Source organism: Corallococcus sp. M7, from assembly GCF_054512695.1.
Genome location: NZ_CM137252.1, coordinates 9,380,335 through 9,397,649 on the forward strand (window position 1 = coordinate 9,380,335; position 17,315 = coordinate 9,397,649).

Here is a 17,315-nt window from a genome sequence, read left to right on the forward strand (position 1 = left end):
GCACCTCAAGGTGACGGCAGCTCGCGCGTCATCACCGCGGGCAGGCCCGGCACCTTGAGGTACTCCACGCGCGTGGGCTTCGGCTCCACCCGGGGCCAGCCCGGCGCGTCCAGCGCGGCGAGCAGCGTGAGCACGGGATAATCGAAGGACTCCACGCGCGGCCCCGACGCCGGCATCGGGGCCAGACCCCACGCGAGCGACAAACGCAGCCGTTCGCACCGGGCGAGCTGTGGCACGTACGCGGGGAGCTTCGCGTGCTCGCCTGTCTCCAGGAAGTGGCAGTACGCGATGGCCTCCTCGCGGTTGAGCACTTCCGGCGGCACGTCCTGGAGGAAGCGCGCTCGCAGCGGGGCCAGCTCCGGCCGCTTCGCTTCGTCCACCCAGGGGAGCTGTTCGCGCACGCGCTCGGTGCGGTGGAAGTCCATCATCCGGCCGGCGCGCTCCACCACCACCGGCTCCACCCGTTGGAGTGCCTCCGCCTCCAACGGCGTCAGGTCCAGCGGAGCCAGGGCCGTGAGAGCGTCGCGGCGCCACGCTTCACGGAAGCGGGGGTCCACGTGCAGCCGCGCCAGGACTTCCAGCGTTCGTGGGTAGCTCATGCCGCGCTCGCACCGCAGCGCTGGAGGATGGCGCGTGCGCGGGCCAATTCCTCCACCAGCCGCGCGAAGGGAGGAAAGCCGCTGTCCATCTCGAAGTTCACCCCGCGCACCGGGCTGCGTGGCGCCACGTATTCCAACAAGCGCCACACCTCCTCCGGCGACGGCGCGGAGTGGCTGTCCAATCTCAATCCCTCCATCGTGACGCCGCCCGCCAGGTGCACCTGCACCACGCGCTCCAAAGGCAGACGGTCCAGGAAGGCATACGGGTCGAACCCGTGGTTGACCGCGTTGCAATGGAGGTTGTGCAAGTCCAGCAGCAGTCCGCAGTCCGCGCCCTCCACCACGCGGCGCAGGAACTCCGCCTCATCCAGCGTGTTGAGCGGCGTGTGGAAGAGATACGCGATGTTCTCCACCACGAAGGGCACGTCCAGGTCCGCCTGCGCTGCCTTCACGTTGCGCACGCACGTGGCCACCGCCTCCTCCGTCAGCGGCACCGGCGTCAGCGCGCGCAGGGGCAGGTTCCCCACGCGCGTGAAGCACAGGTGGTCTCCGTGCCAGACGCTCTTCGTGACGTGGCGGATGCGCTTCAGGCCGTCCCGGTAGCCGGGCGCGTCCACGCCATCCGAGCCCACCGACAGCTCCAGGCTGTGGCCCACCAGCGGGTAGCGCTTCGCGAGCAGCTCCAGGCGCCGCTCCGAGTCCGGCGTGAGCGGCAGGAAGTGCTCGGGCGTCACCTCCAGCCAGTCCACGCCGGGGTTGCCACGCGCCAGGTGCGGATTGAGGTCCCAGCGATAGCTGAGCCCCACGCCCAGGAAGGGAAGGCCCATGGCTTCAGCCCTTGCGCCGCGCCATCACCTGGAAGTGCTGTCCCAGGACGGCGAAGCCCTCGTGCGCCAGCTTCTCCTGCAACGCCAGGATCTCCTCGCGCGCGGCCCACGCATCCCACGGCTTCTCCGCGGTGCCGCCGTGCGAGGTCGACATCGCCTTGAGCATGTCGAAGAACATCACCGGCTTGCCGAAGATCTCCAGCAGCTCCGCGCCCGCGTCCGCCACCGCGCGCTCCAGCTCGCGCACCGTGAAGGCGTGCACCGGCAGGCCATACGGGCACGTCGTGCGGCCGTCGTGGAGCGTGCGGAAGGCCTCCTGCGGCTTGCCCATCTTCAGGTAGCCAGAGAACGCCTCGTAGCGGTTGTCCACGCCCAGCACCACCGGCGCGCCCGGCTTCGCCACGCGCACCAGCTCCTTCACCGCGCTCGGGTACGCCTCCAGGCAGTACGACACCGGGTCGCCTTCGCAGAAGACTAGGTCGAAGGCCGCGTCCGGCAGGTCCAGCGCCGCGACGTTCCCCTCCACGAAGGTCACCCGGTCCAGCAGCCCCTTCGCGGCGAACTGCGCCTTCGCGCCGTCGAGCATGCCTGGAGAGATGTCCAGCACGGTGACGTGGTGCCCGGCTTCCGCGAAGCGCGTGCCGAACTTGCCGCCCCCGCCGCCCGCGTCCAGCACGCGCCAGGCCGTGCCGTCCTTCGGCAACAGCGCCTCCACCGGCTTCCAGGTGAGGTGCTCGTACGTCAGCCAGAACAGCTTGATGGCCGTGGCGTCCGGCGCTCCCTGGTCGTACTTCGGGGACACCTCGTCGTAGCGGCGCTTGAGGCTCTGCGGATCGGCGGAGGTCATGCGAATGGCCCTCGGGACAGGTCAGTAGTTGAAGGAGATTTTCGAGAGGATCCGCCGCTCCTGGGAGCCGCCGAAGGGCTGATCCGTGTAGACGAGGAAGATGTCGCTCCACTGGCGGTAGTGCCACCCCACCATCGCGTCCAGGAACGTGCCCTTCACGGAGTTGTAGTCCGCCAGCTCGTACACGCCGCCCTTCTGCAAGGTCAGGCGCGCGTAGAGGTCCGGGCTGAAGTGGTAGCGAAGCTGCGCGTAGCCGGAGAAGCTGTAGCCGTCTCCGGACGTGCCGTAGAGGTCGCTGTTCGTCGGCACGTTGAAGTTGCGCGTGTAGAAGCCGCTGAAGCGCGCGACGATGTGCGGGCCAATCTTGATGTTCGCCGCGCCGTTGAAGCCGCGGATCTCCCCGCCCAGGAAGCGGCCGGCGACAGCGGTCAGCGTGTAGCTCTGCCAGTCGTGCGGGAACAGGGTGAAGCCGAACGTGCCCAGCCGGTCCCGGAAGCCCAGGTTGTCGTCGTAGATGCCCTCCAGGTAGAGCGCGAAGTCGTGGTGCAGGTAGGGCTGCACGTTGAGGCGGTTGCGCCAGCGCGTGCGCTCGCCCTCGTGGTTGCGGCGCCACAGCGAGTCCCACGTCACGTCCAGCCGCGGCAGGAAGCGCCACTTGGGGAACGGGTTCAGGAACAGGCGCGAGTTGTAACCCTGCTTGTCCACCACCGGCGTCCAGCCCAGCGGGTTCGCGTAGTTCTTCCCGATGTCCTCGAACTGCAACCAGAACTCCGACAGCGTGTCGAAGCGGTGCAGGACCACGTGGTACGCGTCCGAGTCCTCGTTGCCCAGCGGGCTCCAGCTCTTCAGCGCCTGCGCCTGGATGAAGAACTCCTCGAAGAGGTGGAAGTTGCCGTCCACGCCCACCGTCTGGAAGTCCGAGTCCCCGAAGAGCCCGCCCCGCCCGCTGCGGTTGAGCGCCACCAGGGCGATCATCGACCGCTTGCCGATGTCCTGCTGCAGGCGGAGCACGCCGGAGTTGACGTTCTCGAAGACCTCGCGGCCGTTGGCGTCCCGGCCGGTGAGGTCGCGGTGCTGCACGTCCATCATCGAGAAGCTCAAGCCCCCCAGCTTGCCGGTGAGCTGCAGGCCGCCCCACACCCGGTCATGCGGCCGCAGCGCGATGCGGCGCGAGGTGAAGACGTTGATGGGCGCGATGAAGAGGTGCTCGCTCTCCGTGAAGAACGAGCGGCGCTCCGGCAAGAGCGGCATGTCCGTGTCCAGGAGCAGGAAGCTCTGGTCCGCCTCCGCGTCGCTGAAGTCCGGGTTGGCGGTGAGCTTCACCGACAGCCAGGGCGTCGGGTCGATGCGCGCGTCCGCGCCCACGTTGGGACGGAAGACGCCCCGGTCGTCCGTGGTCTTGAGCGCCACCGTGGTGGCCACGTACGGGGTGATGCTGAAGATGGAGCGCGGCTTGATGCCCTTGAGCCCCTCCAGGTGCGGGTAGCGGCTCACCTTCGCGCTGTTGACGCCGTCCGGCGTCCAGTTGCTCCACTCCTGGTTGCGCGACTGTTCGCGGTCCAGGAGCATGCCGAAGGAGATTTCATCCTTCGTCTCGAACTGGAAGTTGGCGAACGGGATGCGCACCTCCGAAATCCACCCGTCCTTCACGATGGTGGACTTCGTCTCCCACTCCCCGCGCCAGTTGGTGGAGAACGCCTCGCCGTCATCCACGATGCGCCCGTCGGTGCGCACGCCCAGCGGGTTGGTCCAGAAGTAGTACGCGTTCCGGTGGTCCAGGAACGTGTCCAGGATGATGGTGATGTTGTCCTCCTGGTGGAGGAACCCCTCGTTCTGCACCGTGTAGCCGGTGATGCGCTCCGGCTTGGAGTCGATGCAGTGGAAGAGGAAGTAGAGGTTGTCCTCGTCGTAGAGGATGCGGACCTTGGTGTCGTCCGGCGCGGGCTTGCCGTAGTCAACGCGCGTGAGGTACCAGCCGGAAATCTCCGGGGCCGCCTGCCACGCGGGCTCATCCCCCTTGCCATCGATGGTGATGGCGTCCTGCGTCCGCGTGGCGGTGACCTTGTACGTCGAATCAGCGTGTCCCAGCGTGGGCACCAGCGCGGCCAACAGCGCGGTGCCCCAGCGACACACGTGGCGAAGGGGGCTCATCCGGGCTCCGAGGTGGGGGTGAGGGCGGCCACGGGGGCCGGTTCAGGCGTGACGTGTGAGGACGCCTCGCGCACGCGCGACACACAGCCGAGCGCCAGCACGAGGGACACCGATGAAAGAAGGAACGTGCAGCCGATGCCGGCTGCTTGAGCGACGAAGCCGTAGGTGACGGGCGCGAGCACGGAGGCCAGCGCGCCGCAGGCGCCCAGCGCGCCCATGAACCGGCCGCGCTCGGAAGGCGCCGGGGACTGCTCCACCACCAGCGCGGACGCGGAGGAGCGGTGCAGGCCGTCGGGAATCGCCAGCAGCACCCAGGCCCCCACCAGCGCCACCAGCGCGGCGCCGTCCGGCAGCCATCCCGCGGCCCCCAGCACCGCCGCCATCACCGCCATGCCCGCGAGGCCCGGCGCAATCAACCCCACGCGCCGCGACATCCGGTCCGACAGCCGCCCGCCGAAGGGCTGCACGAACGCGTACGTCAGCCATGACGCCGCCACCAGCGGCCCTACCGCCTCCCGGGGCGCGCCCAGCTCCACCGCGTACAGCGGCAGGTACGTGGGGAACAGCGCCAGCGCGAAGGTGAAGAAGAACTGCCAGAGGAACAGCGCCGCCGCGCCCGGCCGGTCCTTCACGTAGGTGAACGGCGACAAGAGGCCCCGGAACACCAGGCCCCACCCCGCGCCACCGCGCACTCCTTCCGCGCGCGGAGGACGCGCCGGTTCATCCAGCCCCAAGAGCAGCAGGCTGCCCGCGAGGAACAGGCCGCCCGCGAGGAAGAAGGTGCCCGCGACCGACAGCGTGCGGATGACGGCGGAAGAAGCGAACAGCGCGGCGACGAACACCAGGTTCGACGTGGCATCCAGCAGCGCGAAGAGCGTGGCGCGCTGCTTCGCGGGCGCGAAGTCCGCCACCATCGCGTTGGACACCGGCGCCGCGCTGCGCGACAGCAGCATCTTGAGGATCATCACGGCGGCGAGCGGCTGCGGGTCGTCCGCCAGCGCCACCGCAGGCACCATCAGCGACGTGACGAGCGACAGGCCCACCACGAAGGGCTTGCGCCCATGGCGGTCCGACAGCGCCCCCAGCACCGGCTGCACGAAGATGGGCAGCAACGCCCCCACCGTGTAGAGCGCGCCAATTTCCTGGAAGCCCAGCCCGCGCTCGCGCAGGTACAACGGCATCACTGGGTTGAGCAGGCCGGAGGCCGCCATGCCCAGCAGCCCCGAGCCCAGCATCACCCGCAGGTTTCCCAGCCCCCGCGTCAGCCCGACCATCTCCCGGATGGCCCCCACGCCCTGGCGGATCATCCCCCCACCCCTTCCGCGCCATCGGCTCCGGCGGCGCGGGGCTTCAGCCCCAGCACCGCCTCCACCGCCTTCGTGAGCGTGGGCACCGGCCGCACGTCCAGCGCCGTCAGGGGCGCCGCGTCGAACCCGCTGCCCTCCGGCACGAACACCGCCACCCGCTCCGCCCGCGGAAACACCTGCGTCACGTAGGACTGCGCCACGCCCAGCTTTCCCTGGAGGAACTCGCGCGGCGCGGGCGCGAGCTTTTCCCCATGCGCCTCCAGCGCCACGCCCGTGCCCAGGAAGGGCGACGGCAGCGGCAGCCCCGCGAGCAGCGCCACCCACGCGACGAACAGCGGCAGCGACGCGCTCCGGCCATCCAGCGTCACGTTCCGGCCGCGCGGCGAGACGTGCAGGTCCGTCTCATCCCACGGCAGCGCGTAGCGCGCGCGGCCCACCGAGGACAGGTGGCGCGCATGGTCCTGCCACGCGGCGGTGAAGGCATTGCCCCGCGACACGTCCGTCCACAGCCGTCCCTGGCCGGGACGCACGGACACCGCCACGGGCACGACTCGAAAGAGCGCGTGTCCGCCGACGTCCGCCTGGGTGAAGAGCAACAACTGCGTGGATGCGGGCAGCATGGGCGGGGGCGTGTCGGCGCTCTCGAGGAAAGACACAGCCGGGAGGAGGACCGAGGCCCTCCTCCCGGCCATGAAACGCGTTACTCCGCGACGACGATCACGCCCATGCCGTTGGAGCAGGTGCACTTGTCGGTGGCGGCGGAAACGCGGACGATCTCGGACTGGATGTACATGGTGGTTCTCCTGGGATGGATGTCTGGGTTTTGAAGAGAAACGACGGGAGCGACTACTCCGCGCTCACGGTCGTCGAGGCGATGACCATGCCGTTGGAGCAGGTGCACTTGTCGGACGACGCGGACACGCGGACGATCTCGGACTGGATGTACATGGTGATTCTCCTGGGTGGTTTGCTGCGTTCACTGCGGTGAAACATGGCGGAGTGTGGACAGGGGGTCTGACATTGCCTGCCAACACTCCGGTGCTTCATTCCAGCCGTGAAAACACGTCTCACGTCTGGCATCACGCGCACCCGGGGCGACCCGGGCACACGGGATTCCCAAAAGGCTCAGGGCATGGCCCGGCCTGTCCCTCTCACGAGGGGAAATGGCGCTTCAGCGGACGGCTAGAAGTCAGACGGGACGCGAGGGCTCGCACAGCCCCAGTTGCTGGAACTGCGTCACGGTGCGTTGCACGTCGGCGCGGATGGCCTCCTCCTGGCCCACGGCGCCCAGCCGGAGCGCCAGCGACGCCACCGCTCCCTCCAGGGACGTGCCGCCCTGGCACAGCTCGAAGATGCGCGCGGCGGTCTCGTTCACCCGGAAGACCTCTCCGCCCTCCGTATCCAGGAGGAAGAAGGCTCCGTCCTGCTGTTGGACGATGACGCCGGAAGCCGCGTGGGGCAGGTTCAAGACATCCCCCTCTGAAACCGCATTGTCACAATTCCATGTTTCTAAACGCCTCGATAAACCCTGTCAATACATGCAAGGATTCAGGTTGGGGGTTCATGAGAGGGTTTGAGAACGTGCCGGGTCCTGAAGCGCCGGGCCGGTCCGGAGCGGAGCCCGGCTGTTGTGCGCTGGTGGGCGATTGACGGGCGGGGGTGGCTTCACCGCGGGGGGCCAGGGGTGCGAAGGTAGGGGGGTGAGGAGCACAGAGCGCACGAACCGTCGGGTGGGGACGGTTTCCGAGGAACCGGAGGCGGTGTACCGCCTCTTCGACGACATGCCCCTGGGCGTGTTCGTGCTTCGGGACGGCCTGCTCATCCACGCCAACACCGCCCTGTCGCGCCTGCTGGGCGTGGCGCGCGAGCAACTGGTGGGCAAGCCGGTGACGGCGCTCCTGTGGGAGCCGGGGCCGATGGAGGACCCGGCGGATCGGCTCGCGCGGCGGCTGGGCTCGTCGCCCGTGGCGGGCACCTACGAGGCATGGCTGCACGTGGGCACCGGCGGGCTGCGCGTGGAATTGACCGTGCATCCGCATGCCAGGGATTGGGTGGTGCAGGTGCGCGATGTGACGTCCCGCGTCCGGCGCCGAATGGTGCTGCGGCGGCTGGCGGAGCTGGGGAGCGCGGTGCGCGCGCTGCACTCCGAGGACGCGGTGCGCGAGGAGGTGTTCCGGGGGCTGGAGGCGCTGGAGCTGGGCTTCGCGTGGCTGACGCCCCGGGGCGTGGGCGTGGAGCTGTCCGTGGCGGGCCTGTCCCCCCGGCTGGTGCCGCACGCGCCATCCCTGGGAGGCCGCGTGCGGGTGGAAGCCCCCGGCGGCTGGGCGCCCGCGCTGGTGCGCACCTGGCGCGAAGGCGATGCGTGGGTGGAGGACCTGGGCGTGGAGGCGTCGCGGTTCGTCTCCGAAGCGCGCATGGACGCGGTGCTGGCGGTGTTCCGGCGCGTGGAGACGCACCGGGCGGTGGGCGTGCGCATCGACGTGGAGAACGCGCCCATGGCCATGCTGGTGCTGGCCTCCGACTGGCTGAGCGAGGAGGACGTGGCGGCGGTGCGGCTGTTCGGCCAGCAGGTGTCCTCCGCGCTGGACGCGGCACGCACCATCCAGCGGCTGAGCGTGCGCGCGACGGCGCTCACCGCGCTGGGACGGCTGGCGTCACAGGCCGCTTCCGCGCCCCACCCGCGCGCCTTCTTCGGCTCCGGCACGGAGGAGATTTCGGGCCTGCTGGGCAGTGACGCCGTGTGCCTGCTCCTGCCCGCGGACACGCGGCATGAGTCGGGCGAGTCCCTGGAGCTCGTGTACGCGCGCGGCCTTTCCGAGGACGCGGTGGCGCGCGTGCGCCGCGCGCGGCTGGGGTCGCTTCCCCGTCCGGGCGGGATGCCGGACGCCGTGCAGGTGCTGGACGCGGAGACGTGTCCCGCGCCCACGCGCGACGCGCTCCGGGCGCTGGCGTTCCAGACGCTGGTGTCGGTGCCGCTGCGGGTGCGCTCGCGCGGCGTGGGCACGTTGAGCGTGCTGTTCCACGCGCGCCGCCGGCTCACCGCGCTGGAGGTGGAGACGCTCCAGGCCATGGGCACGCACTTCGCGGCGGCCATCGAGTCCCACCGGCTGCTGGACGAGGTGCGCGGCCGGGCGGAGGACCTGGCGCTGATGCACGAGGTGGGCAAGGCGCTGGCGGCCACGCTGGAGCTGGACCGGCTCCTGGCCACGGGCGTCACCAGCCTGGCGCGCATCGTGGACGTGCCGGACGCGTACGTGCTCCTGCCGGATGCCCAGGGAAACCGGCTCGCCATCCGCGCGGCGACGGGCGGCCACCCGGAGCTGGTGGGGCGCCATGTGTCGCTGGACCCGTCGACGAACTCGCTCGCGAGCCAGGTGTTCCGCACGCGCCAGCCGATGCGCGTGGAGGACGCGCGGCTGGAGGTGCGGGCGGACGACGAGCTGCGCCGCGCCGCGGAGGCCCAGTCGTACATGGTGCTGCCGCTCGCCGTGCATGACCAGATGGTGGGCGTGGCGGTGATGGTGGAGACGCGCCGGCCGCGCCGCTTCACGCCCTCGGAGCTGGAGCGCGCGGACGCCATCGCCAACCAGTTGTCGCTGGCGCTGGAGGGCGCGCGGCTGGTGGAGGACCTGAAGCAGAGCTACGCGGAGCTCGCGCGCGCACAGGAGCAACTGGTGAACCGCGAGCGGCTGGTCGCGCTGGGTGAGCTGTCCGCGGTGGTGGCCCACGAGGTGCGCAACCCCCTGGGCGCCATCTTCAACTCGGTGGCCACCATCCGCCGCATCATCGGGCCGGAGAGCCCGGCCATCCCGCTGGTGGACATCGTGGGCGAGGAGGCGGACCGGCTCAACCGCATCGTCGCGGACCTGCTCACGTTCGCGCGGCCTCCGTCGCCGCACCTGTATCCGGTGTCGGTGACGCAGCTGTTGGAGGAGGCGGTGAGCAGCGCGCTCGCCGACGTGGGCGGCACCTCGCCGTCCCAGGTGCGGGTGGAGTGGGTGGTGGAGGAGGACGTGCCGTCGGTGACGGTGGACGAGCGGCTCATCCGCCAGTGCTTCCTCAACGTGGCGCTCAACGCCGTGCAGGCCATGCTGCCCCAGGGTGGCACGCTGCGCGTGTCAGCGCGCAAGGCATGGCTGGACCGGGCCGGCGTGCAGGTGGAGATCAGCGACACGGGGCCGGGCATCCCGGCGGAGCTGCGCGCGCGCGTCTTCGAGCCCTTCTTCACCACCAAGGCCCAGGGCACCGGGCTGGGGCTCGCCGTGGTGAAGCGCATCATCGACTCCCACGTGGGTCAGGTGTCGCTGGACGCGCCGGAGACGGGCAAGGGCACCATCTTCCGCCTCTTCCTGCCGCTGGAGCCGCCGGTGGCGCCGAACCTGCCCCTGACGGGCGCGTGACGGGACGCTCGCGGGGGAGAGTGAACAGTCCCCCGCTCGAAAATCCCCTTCGCGCGCCCGGGTCGCGTCTGCTGCCGGCCTCGAGGATGCACTTCCCAGGGGAAGACCATGCGCGGGTCGCGAGTCGTGGCAGGACTGGTGGCGGGGCTGTTCGCAATGGCGGGCTCCGCTCGCGCGGCGGAGGACGCACCGCGGAAGGAGGAGCCCCGCGTGGAGCTGCGCGCGGTGGCGGAGCTGGGCTTCCTGGACGTCCTGTCGCACAGCCTGCGTCAGGGCAGTGATGGGACCATCTTCCGCTTCCCGGAGGACGGCGGGCAGGACAACCTCTACACGTTCGTGCGCCTGAGCGCGGAGCTGTCCCTGCGCGGGCGGCACACGCTGGTGTTCCTGGTGCAGCCGCTGGACCTCCAGACGCAGGTCGTGCTGCGGCGGGACGTCACGATTGACGAGCTCACGTTCCCGGAGAACACGAACCTGGACGTGCGCTACGCGTTCCCGTTCTACCGGGCCAGCTACCTCTACGACCTGCTCGGCGGCCCCGAGCGGGAGCTGTCCGTGGGCGCCTCCCTCCAGCTTCGCAACGCGACGTTCGTCTTCACGTCCGCGGACGGCACCCTGCGGCGGACCAGCCGGGACGTGGGGCCGGTGCCGCTGCTCAAGGTGCGCGTGCGGTGGCCGCTGGGCCCGAACTGGTGGGTGGGGCTGGAGGCGGATGGCAGCTACGCGCCAGCGGCCATCATCAACGGCGATAGCGACTCGGCCACGACAGGAGCGCTGCTGGACGCGAGCCTGCGCGGCGGCGTACGCGTCACCGACCAGGTCGACGTGTTCCTCAACCTGCGCTACCTGGGCGGCGGCGCGCGAGGCACGTCGGACGACAACGACGACGAGTTCGGCGACGGCTTCACGAGCAACTGGCTGAACACCGCCACCGTGTCGCTGGGCGTCCAGTACCGGCTGCCGGCGCTGGACTGATCAGGCGCCGCCTTCGCCGCCGTTCAGGAAGAGCCACATCACGCCGAAGCCCAGGCCGCACGCCAGCGCCACCACCGCGAGCATGGCCCAGAAGCGGTACTGGGGCGGGATGGGCCACAGGCCCTGGAGCGGGTTGCCGCCCGCGGACTTCGGCTTCGCGGGCTTCTTCTTGCCGCGCTTCTGGGCGGCGAGCTCCTCTTCGCGGCGCTTCAGCTCCGCTTGCCGGAGCGCCTCGGAGATGTCCATGTCGTAGCCGACGAGCGTTTCGCGCGTCTTGGTCCGCACCTGCATGGGGCGCGTCTCGTGGGGCCGCTCGTCCACCACGGGGGCCTTGCGGCGCGGGGCCTCCTTGGGGGCGACGTAGGGGGTGGCCTTCTCGTCCAGGTAGGCCGGCATGTTGCCCGTCGTCTGGGACAGGGCGCCGAAGATCTTCGCGGCCTCCAGGGCCTCGGTGGCTTCGCCCGCGCCCTGCGGTGTCCAGGGCACCGGCAGTTCGTCCTGGGACATGGGGCGGGTGGCGTCCGGGAAGGCTTCCGCGGGACGCGACTGGGGGGCGGCGCCCGCGGAGGCCGCCGGTCGCGACTGCGGCGCGGGGCCCACGGAGGTCTGGGGACGCGACTGCGGGGCGCGCGGCGCGGGGTTCGCCTTGGGGCGGCTGGGATTGTCGACGTCGGTGCCCTCATCGTCCGCGTCGTCGTCCGTGTCCGGGCGCGAGGTCATGGGTGAGGCACCGGCGCCCTCGGTGGCGTCGTCCTCGCCGGAGCCCGGGGTCCAGCCGCCCTTGCCGGCGGCGGGCAGGCCCGTGGCGCTCTTGCGCGCGGGCCGCTCGTTGGTGGTGGAGTCCTCACTGCCTGCGCCAGGAGTCCAGCCCGGGCGCGAGGGGCGGTTCTGCATCGGTGAGTCCTCCGGGGCCGGGGGGGGCCCCTCACTGTGAGACGCTCGAAGGTGTGTAACGGAGTCTTTCGCGTCCGCGCCCGGATTCCAATCCGGCCGAGACGGTTCTTCCGCCGGAGCCTGCCTGCCCGTGGGCGTGGGGGTCCGCTCACCCGGGTCGGTGGTGTCCTCGGAGCCCGGGCCCCCACGGGATTCCAGCGGGCTGGGAGCCGCCTCCTGAGGGGTGGCCTCGTCCTCGCCCGGTCCGGGCGTCCATGGCGCGGCCCCAGGGCCCTTGGGAGGAACCGGCCCCGTGCTCCGCGCGGGAGCCGCGCTGGGAGAGGTGACGTCTTCGCCGCCCGGGCCCGGTGTCCGCGCGGCTGAAGGGGCCGTGGCCGCCTCTGGCGTCAGGGGAGGAAGTCCCGGCGTGGTGGGCTCCGCGGCGCCAATGCCTGGCAGCCAGGCATCCACGGTGATTTCCAGGTTGTGCAGCCGCGGCGGTGGCGCCTTGCGCGGAAGCTCCGCCGAGTCGCCAGACTCCGCCCGGAGCCGTTGCGCCTCCGCCGCCGCGCGCAGCGCCTGCTCCACCTTCGCCGCGTCCAGGGCCTCGGTCTGCTGCCCCACGCTGGCGTACTCCGGCGGTTGCGGCCTCGCGGCGTCCCGAGCGCCGGCCTCCGGGCCCGCGCGGGTGCTCTCCGGTGGCCTCGCCATCGCGGCGTCCGCGCCTTCCGCCTGCCGCAACTTCGCCGCGTCCAGCGCCTCGGTCGCGATGTCCTCCTGCGCGCGGAGCGCCTCCGCCGCGTCCACGGCCCCGGGGGGCGCGAGCACGGACGGAAACTCCTGACGCGTGCTCGCGCGCTCGGGCTGCTCGCGCAGCAGGTCGTCCAGCATCTGCTGTTCGATGACCTTCTCGCGCGGGAAGGCCGCCGACATCAGCCGCACCAGGTCCTGATCCGTCACGTTGGGCGCCAGCTTCTCCTTCAGCGCGCCCAGCGCCTCCGCCATGGCCGTCGCCGTGGGGAAGCGGTCGTTCGGCTCGGACGCCAGCGCTCGCGCCAGGAACGCGTCCACCGCGCGCGGAAGGTCCTGCCGGTAGCGCCCCGCCGGCTCCCACTGCGGATAGGCCGCGCGCCGCCAGCGCTCCAACGGGTCGCCCCGCTGCGACAGCGGCTTCCACGAGAACAACTCCCACAACACCACGCCCACCGCGTACAGGTCCGCGCGCCGGTCCACCGTGCGCTTGCGGGCCTGCTCCGGCGCCATGTACGTGAGGTTGCCAATCACCACGCGCGGCGCCGTCTGCTGCTCCTTCAGCGTGGACTGCGCCGCGCCGAAGTCGATGATCTTCACCTCGCCCGCGTAGCTCACGCACACGTTCGCGGGGGACAGGTCGCGGTGCACCAGGTGCAGCGGATGCCCCGCCTCGTCCGTCGCGTCGTGCGCGTACGCCAGGCCCTCGCACAGCCGGATGCCCATCTGGAGCAGCGGCCCCAGGGGCATCATCCGTTGGCGCTGCCTGAGCCGGTACGCGAGCCGGCTGAGCGTCTTGCCCAGCACGTACTCCATGGCGAGGAACAGCTGCCCGTCCACCTCGCCCATCGCGTACACGCGCGCGATGTTCGGGTGCGCCAGCCGCACCACCACGCGGGCCTCGTCGCGGAAGCGGCCCACGAACTGCCGGCTGTCCACCAGCCCCGGCAGCACCTTCTTCACCACCACCGCGCGCCCCACGCCCTCCTCGCGCGCGAGGAAGACCTCCCCCATCCCCCCGGCGCCAATGCGGCGCACGAGGGTATAGGGGCCAAAGCGCACGGGCCCGGTCAGGGCCTCTGGTTCAACGGGCGTCGCCAAGCGCGCGGAACGCCTTGCGGGCCGCGGCGAGCACGTGCGCCACCTCCGGCTCGCCGATGGCCAGCGACACGAACGCCGCCTCGAACTGGCTGGGCGGCAGGTACACACCTTCTTGCAGCATCGCGTGGAAGAAGCGCCCGAACTTCGCCGTGTCCGCCTTCTTCGCGGACGCGTAGTCAAACACCGGCTCCGCCGTGAAGAACACCGTGAGCATGCTGCCCACGCGGTTCACCGTCACCGGCACGCCCGCCGCCTTCGCCTCCGCGCGGAAGCCCTCCTCCAACAGCAGGCCCAGGTGCTCCAGCCGCTGGTACGTCCCCGGCGCCGCCAGCGCCTTCACGCACGCCATGCCCGCCGCCACCGCCACCGGGTTCCCGGACAGCGTGCCGGACTGGTACACCGGCCCCTCCGGCGCCACCTTGGCCATGATGTCGCGCCGGCCGCCGTACGCGCCCAGCGGCATGCCGCCGCCCACCACCTTCGCGAACGTGGTCAGGTCCGGCTTGAGCCCGTACAGCTCCTGCGCGCCGCCGCGAGCCAGCCGGAAGCCCGTCATCACCTCGTCCAAGATGAAGAGCACGCCGTGCTTCTGGCAGAGCTTCTGCAGCCCCTCGAGGTAGCCGGGGCGAGGCACCAGCACGCCCATGTTGCCCACCACGGGCTCGATGATGGCGCAGGCGATGTCCTTGCCCTTCTCGTTGAAGATGCGCTCCACGGCCTCCAGGTCGTTGAAGGGCGCGGTGAGCGTGAGCGACGCCAGCGCGGACGGCACGCCCGGCGAATCCGGCAGGCCCAGCGTCTCCACGCCGCTGCCCGCCTTCACGAGGAACGGGTCCCCCGCGCCGTGGAAGCAGCCCTCGAACTTGAGGATGGAGTCGCGGCCGGTGAAGCCGCGCGCCACGCGGACGGCGGCCACCGTGGCCTCCGTGCCAGAGGAGACGAGACGCACCTTCTCCACCGAAGGCACCGTGGCGCAGAGCAGCTCCGCGAACTCCACCTCCGCGGCGACGGGCGCGCCGAAGGTGGTGCCGCGCCGAGCGGCCTCCAGGATGGCCTCCACGATGGGCGGGTACGCGTGGCCGAGGATGAGCGGGCCCCAGCTGCCCACCAGGTCCACGTAGCGGTTGCCGTCCACGTCGGTGAGCCACGCGCCGGAGCCCTCCTTGAAGAAGACGGGGTCGCCTCCCACGCCACGGAAGGCACGCACCGGAGAGTTCACGCCACCCGGGATGCGCGCCTGCGCACGGGCGAAGAGGGCCTGGCTTTGAGCGTGTTTCATGGCCGGTTCCATAACACGCGCCGGACGCCCGTCCCCGCCCCGAGTGGCCCTCCGATGTCGCCTTTTCACCCCCGAGCGGACGCCTGCCTGGCTGACCGGGGCGCCTTCGCAACGTGGGGAATTCACGTGCGTCGCCAGGGACCTGGAAGATACTGGCGGCCCCGATGTCCCACAGGTCCCGACGAAAGCACCGATGAGAATCGAGCGCATCGAGGTCAAGAACTTCCGTGGATTCGCGTCGCGAGCCTTCGAGTTCTCGCCCTCGTTCAACGTGCTCATCGGCGACAACGGCACGGGCAAGACGGCCATCCTCGACGCGCTCTCCATCGCGGCGGGCGCCATCTTCCTGGACCTGGAGGGCGCCACCCCGCCCGGCATCCACCGCGATGACGTGCGGCGCGTGATGCACACCCACGGCGAAATCCCCACGCTGGAGGCCCTCTACCCCGTGGAGGTGAGATGCCGGGGCCTCATCGAGGGCAAGAGCCTGGAGTGGGCGCGGACGCTCGAAGGCCCCAACAAGCACACCACCCATGGACAGACCTCCGACCTGTCCAAGCGGACGCTGTCCTGGCGCTCCCAGGTCCGCAAGGGCAAGGACGTCGTCCTGCCGCTCATCGCCTACTACGGCACCGGGCGCCTCTGGCTTCAGCGCCGGGCCCGCCAGTCCGCGGCGTCGGATGGAGCGAAGGTCCTCAAGCCCCGCTCGCGGTTCAGGGGCTATCACGGGTGCCTGGACCCCTCCTCCAATCACAAGGACTTCGTCTCCTGGTTCAAGACCATGGAGCTGATCCAGCTCCAGGAGGGGCGCGCGCTCGGCACGCTGGGCGCGGTGAAGCACGCGCTTCGCGAGTGCATGCGGGACTGGACGGACGTCCGCTATGACCTGCGGCTGGGCATGCTGGTCGCGAGCAAGAAGGACGGCGTCCAACTGCCCTTCGACATGCTGAGCGACGGCGCCCGGAGCATGCTGGCCATGGTGGGCAACATCGCCTACCGCTCCGCCACCCTCAATCCGCACCTGCGTGAGCAGGCGCCGTCCCAGACGCCGGGCATCGTCCTCATCGACGAGCTGGACCTGCACCTGCACCCCAACTGGCAGCGCGAGGTGGTGGACGACCTGCGCAAGGTCTTCCCCCAGTTGCAGTTCGTGGCCACGACCCACTCGCCCTTCATCGTCCAGTCGCTGCGCGAGAACGAGCTCATCAACCTGGATGACCAGTCCCGCGAGACGCTCCCCAGCCGGAGCATCGAGGACATCGCGCAGGAGGTGATGGGCGTGGAGCTTCCCCAGCGCAGCCACCGCCATCAGGTGATGATGGAGGCGGCGCGCAAGTACTACGCGGCGCTGGAGCAGGCGAAGGGCTCCAAGGGCAAGGAGCTCCAGCGCCTCAAGCAGGAGCTGGACGAGCTCTCCGCGCCCTTCAGCGACGACGTCGCCTACCACGCCTTCCTGGAGATGCAGCGAGGCAAGGCCGGGCTCCCCGGAGACGAGTCGTGAGACCCGTGGAGCGGGGGGACTGGCCCGTCGACCATGAGGGCGTGCGCCGCACCTTCACGGACTACCCGGAGGCGCGCGGCGCGCTCATCGAGCGGATGGGTGAGTACTGCTCGTTCTGCGAGGGCCGGATGAACGCCAGCCTCGCCGTGGAGCACATGCTCCCGCAGGAGCATCACCCCGGGCTCGCGCGGGACTGGCACAACTTCCTGCTCGCCTGCGTGAACTGCAACAGCACCAAGAGCGCCAAACGCATCCGCCTGGGGAGCTACTACTGGCCGGACCGCGACAACACGGCCCGCGCCTTCGTCCACGCCGCGGACGGGGTGGTGACCGTGGCGCCGAATCTGAGCCCCCAGGAGAAACGCCGCGCGGAGCGGACGCTCCAGCTCACGGGGCTCGACCGGCTGCCACCCCACAATCCCCGGGCCAGCGACCGCCGCTGGCAGCATCGCAGGGAGGCGTGGGCCCGAGCGGAAGAAGCCCGGGACTGCCTCGCCGCCTCCGACACGCCCCACATGCGAAGGCTGGTCATCCGGCAGGCCACGGCGCTGGGCCACTGGTCCATCTGGATGACGGTCTTCGCGGGCGACGCGGACATGCGCCAGCGGCTCATCACCGCGTTCACCGGCACCGCCCGGGCCTGCTTCGATGCGTCCACCCGGCCCGTCCCCCGCGCGGGCGGGGCGCTTTAGCCTGCGCACCTAC

The 17,315-nt window shown here is 70.8% G+C and carries 13 protein-coding genes; 4 read left to right on the forward strand and 9 right to left on the reverse strand.

Features of this window, described 5'->3' with window-relative positions:
• Positions 1 to 5 precede the first annotated feature (5 nt).
• The 7 genes from ACX114_RS37775 to ACX114_RS37805 form a co-directional block, all read right to left on the reverse strand.
• Positions 6 to 599 carry a hypothetical protein gene (locus ACX114_RS37775; protein WP_459292563.1) on the reverse strand — a complete coding sequence of 198 codons (594 nt, stop codon included), beginning with the start codon at positions 597 to 599 and terminating at the stop codon, positions 6 to 8.
• Positions 596 to 1,426: an MbnB/TglH/ChrH family RiPP precursor modification enzyme gene (locus ACX114_RS37780; protein ID WP_206787116.1), complete on the reverse strand. Its 831-nt coding sequence runs from the start codon at positions 1,424 to 1,426 to the stop codon at positions 596 to 598. The genes ACX114_RS37775 and ACX114_RS37780 overlap by 4 nt, the downstream gene beginning before the upstream one ends.
• Before the next feature lie 4 nt (positions 1,427 to 1,430).
• Complete coding sequence (locus ACX114_RS37785; protein ID WP_459292565.1) at positions 1,431 to 2,273, reverse strand: class I SAM-dependent methyltransferase; 843 nt, start codon at positions 2,271 to 2,273, stop codon at positions 1,431 to 1,433.
• Between the two features lie 21 nt (positions 2,274 to 2,294).
• The gene (locus tag ACX114_RS37790; RefSeq protein ID WP_459292567.1) at positions 2,295 to 4,424 is read right to left on the reverse strand and encodes a carbohydrate binding family 9 domain-containing protein; all 2,130 of its coding nucleotides are present in this window, start codon (positions 4,422 to 4,424) and stop codon (positions 2,295 to 2,297) included.
• On the reverse strand, positions 4,421 to 5,731 hold the full coding sequence (locus tag ACX114_RS37795) for an MFS transporter (RefSeq protein ID WP_459292569.1): 1,311 nt from the start codon (positions 5,729 to 5,731) through the stop codon (positions 4,421 to 4,423). The genes ACX114_RS37790 and ACX114_RS37795 overlap by 4 nt, the downstream gene beginning before the upstream one ends.
• Entirely contained in the window at positions 5,728 to 6,351 is a 624-nt protein-coding gene (locus tag ACX114_RS37800; RefSeq protein ID WP_459292571.1) for a hypothetical protein, read from the reverse strand. The genes ACX114_RS37795 and ACX114_RS37800 overlap by 4 nt, the downstream gene beginning before the upstream one ends.
• A gap of 569 nt (positions 6,352 to 6,920) precedes the next feature.
• Positions 6,921 to 7,199 carry a PqqD family protein gene (locus tag ACX114_RS37805; protein WP_459292573.1) on the reverse strand — a complete coding sequence of 93 codons (279 nt, stop codon included), beginning with the start codon at positions 7,197 to 7,199 and terminating at the stop codon, positions 6,921 to 6,923.
• 262 nt (positions 7,200 to 7,461) lie between these two features.
• Between ACX114_RS37805 and ACX114_RS37810 the strand changes: the two genes are divergently transcribed.
• Positions 7,462 to 10,131 (forward strand): sensor histidine kinase, encoded by a 2,670-nt coding sequence (locus ACX114_RS37810; protein WP_459292575.1) that lies wholly within the window; start codon positions 7,462 to 7,464, stop codon positions 10,129 to 10,131.
• A 108-nt stretch (positions 10,132 to 10,239) separates the two neighbouring features.
• Positions 10,240 to 11,106, forward strand: a complete 867-nt coding sequence (locus ACX114_RS37815; RefSeq protein WP_459292577.1) for an outer membrane protein — start codon at positions 10,240 to 10,242, stop codon at positions 11,104 to 11,106.
• Here ACX114_RS37815 and ACX114_RS37820 read toward each other — a convergent pair whose 3' ends face one another.
• Positions 11,107 to 13,830 carry a serine/threonine protein kinase gene (locus ACX114_RS37820; protein WP_459292579.1) on the reverse strand — a complete coding sequence of 908 codons (2,724 nt, stop codon included), beginning with the start codon at positions 13,828 to 13,830 and terminating at the stop codon, positions 11,107 to 11,109. It abuts the gene before it with no gap.
• Positions 13,814 to 15,109: a glutamate-1-semialdehyde 2,1-aminomutase gene (gene hemL, locus ACX114_RS37825; protein WP_459292581.1), complete on the reverse strand. Its 1,296-nt coding sequence runs from the start codon at positions 15,107 to 15,109 to the stop codon at positions 13,814 to 13,816. The genes ACX114_RS37820 and hemL overlap by 17 nt, the downstream gene beginning before the upstream one ends.
• Positions 15,110 to 15,302: 193 nt before the next feature.
• Between hemL and ACX114_RS37830 the strand changes: the two genes are divergently transcribed.
• Positions 15,303 to 16,610, forward strand: coding sequence for an AAA family ATPase (locus ACX114_RS37830; RefSeq protein WP_459292583.1), 1,308 nt, complete (start codon positions 15,303 to 15,305; stop codon positions 16,608 to 16,610).
• Positions 16,607 to 17,302 carry an HNH endonuclease gene (locus tag ACX114_RS37835; RefSeq protein WP_459292585.1) on the forward strand — a complete coding sequence of 232 codons (696 nt, stop codon included), beginning with the start codon at positions 16,607 to 16,609 and terminating at the stop codon, positions 17,300 to 17,302. Before ACX114_RS37830 ends, ACX114_RS37835 begins: the two co-directional genes overlap by 4 nt.
• Positions 17,303 to 17,315: the final 13 nt, after the last annotated feature.

Bases quoted from the DNA above. Each gene is read 5' to 3' on its own strand.
- ACX114_RS37775 (WP_459292563.1), bottom strand. From the start codon at position 599: ATGAGCTACCCACGAACGCTGGAAGTCCTGGCGCGGCTGCACGTGGAC.
- ACX114_RS37780 (WP_206787116.1), bottom strand. From the start codon at position 1,426: ATGGGCCTTCCCTTCCTGGGCGTGGGGCTCAGCTATCGCTGGGACCTC.
- ACX114_RS37785 (WP_459292565.1), bottom strand. From the start codon at position 2,273: ATGACCTCCGCCGATCCGCAGAGCCTCAAGCGCCGCTACGACGAGGTG.
- ACX114_RS37790 (WP_459292567.1), bottom strand. From the start codon at position 4,424: ATGAGCCCCCTTCGCCACGTGTGTCGCTGGGGCACCGCGCTGTTGGCC.
- ACX114_RS37795 (WP_459292569.1), bottom strand. From the start codon at position 5,731: ATGATCCGCCAGGGCGTGGGGGCCATCCGGGAGATGGTCGGGCTGACG.
- ACX114_RS37800 (WP_459292571.1), bottom strand. From the start codon at position 6,351: ATGCTGCCCGCATCCACGCAGTTGTTGCTCTTCACCCAGGCGGACGTC.
- ACX114_RS37815 (WP_459292577.1), top strand. From the start codon at position 10,240: ATGCGCGGGTCGCGAGTCGTGGCAGGACTGGTGGCGGGGCTGTTCGCA.
- hemL (WP_459292581.1), bottom strand. From the start codon at position 15,109: ATGAAACACGCTCAAAGCCAGGCCCTCTTCGCCCGTGCGCAGGCGCGC.
- ACX114_RS37830 (WP_459292583.1), top strand. From the start codon at position 15,303: ATGAGAATCGAGCGCATCGAGGTCAAGAACTTCCGTGGATTCGCGTCG.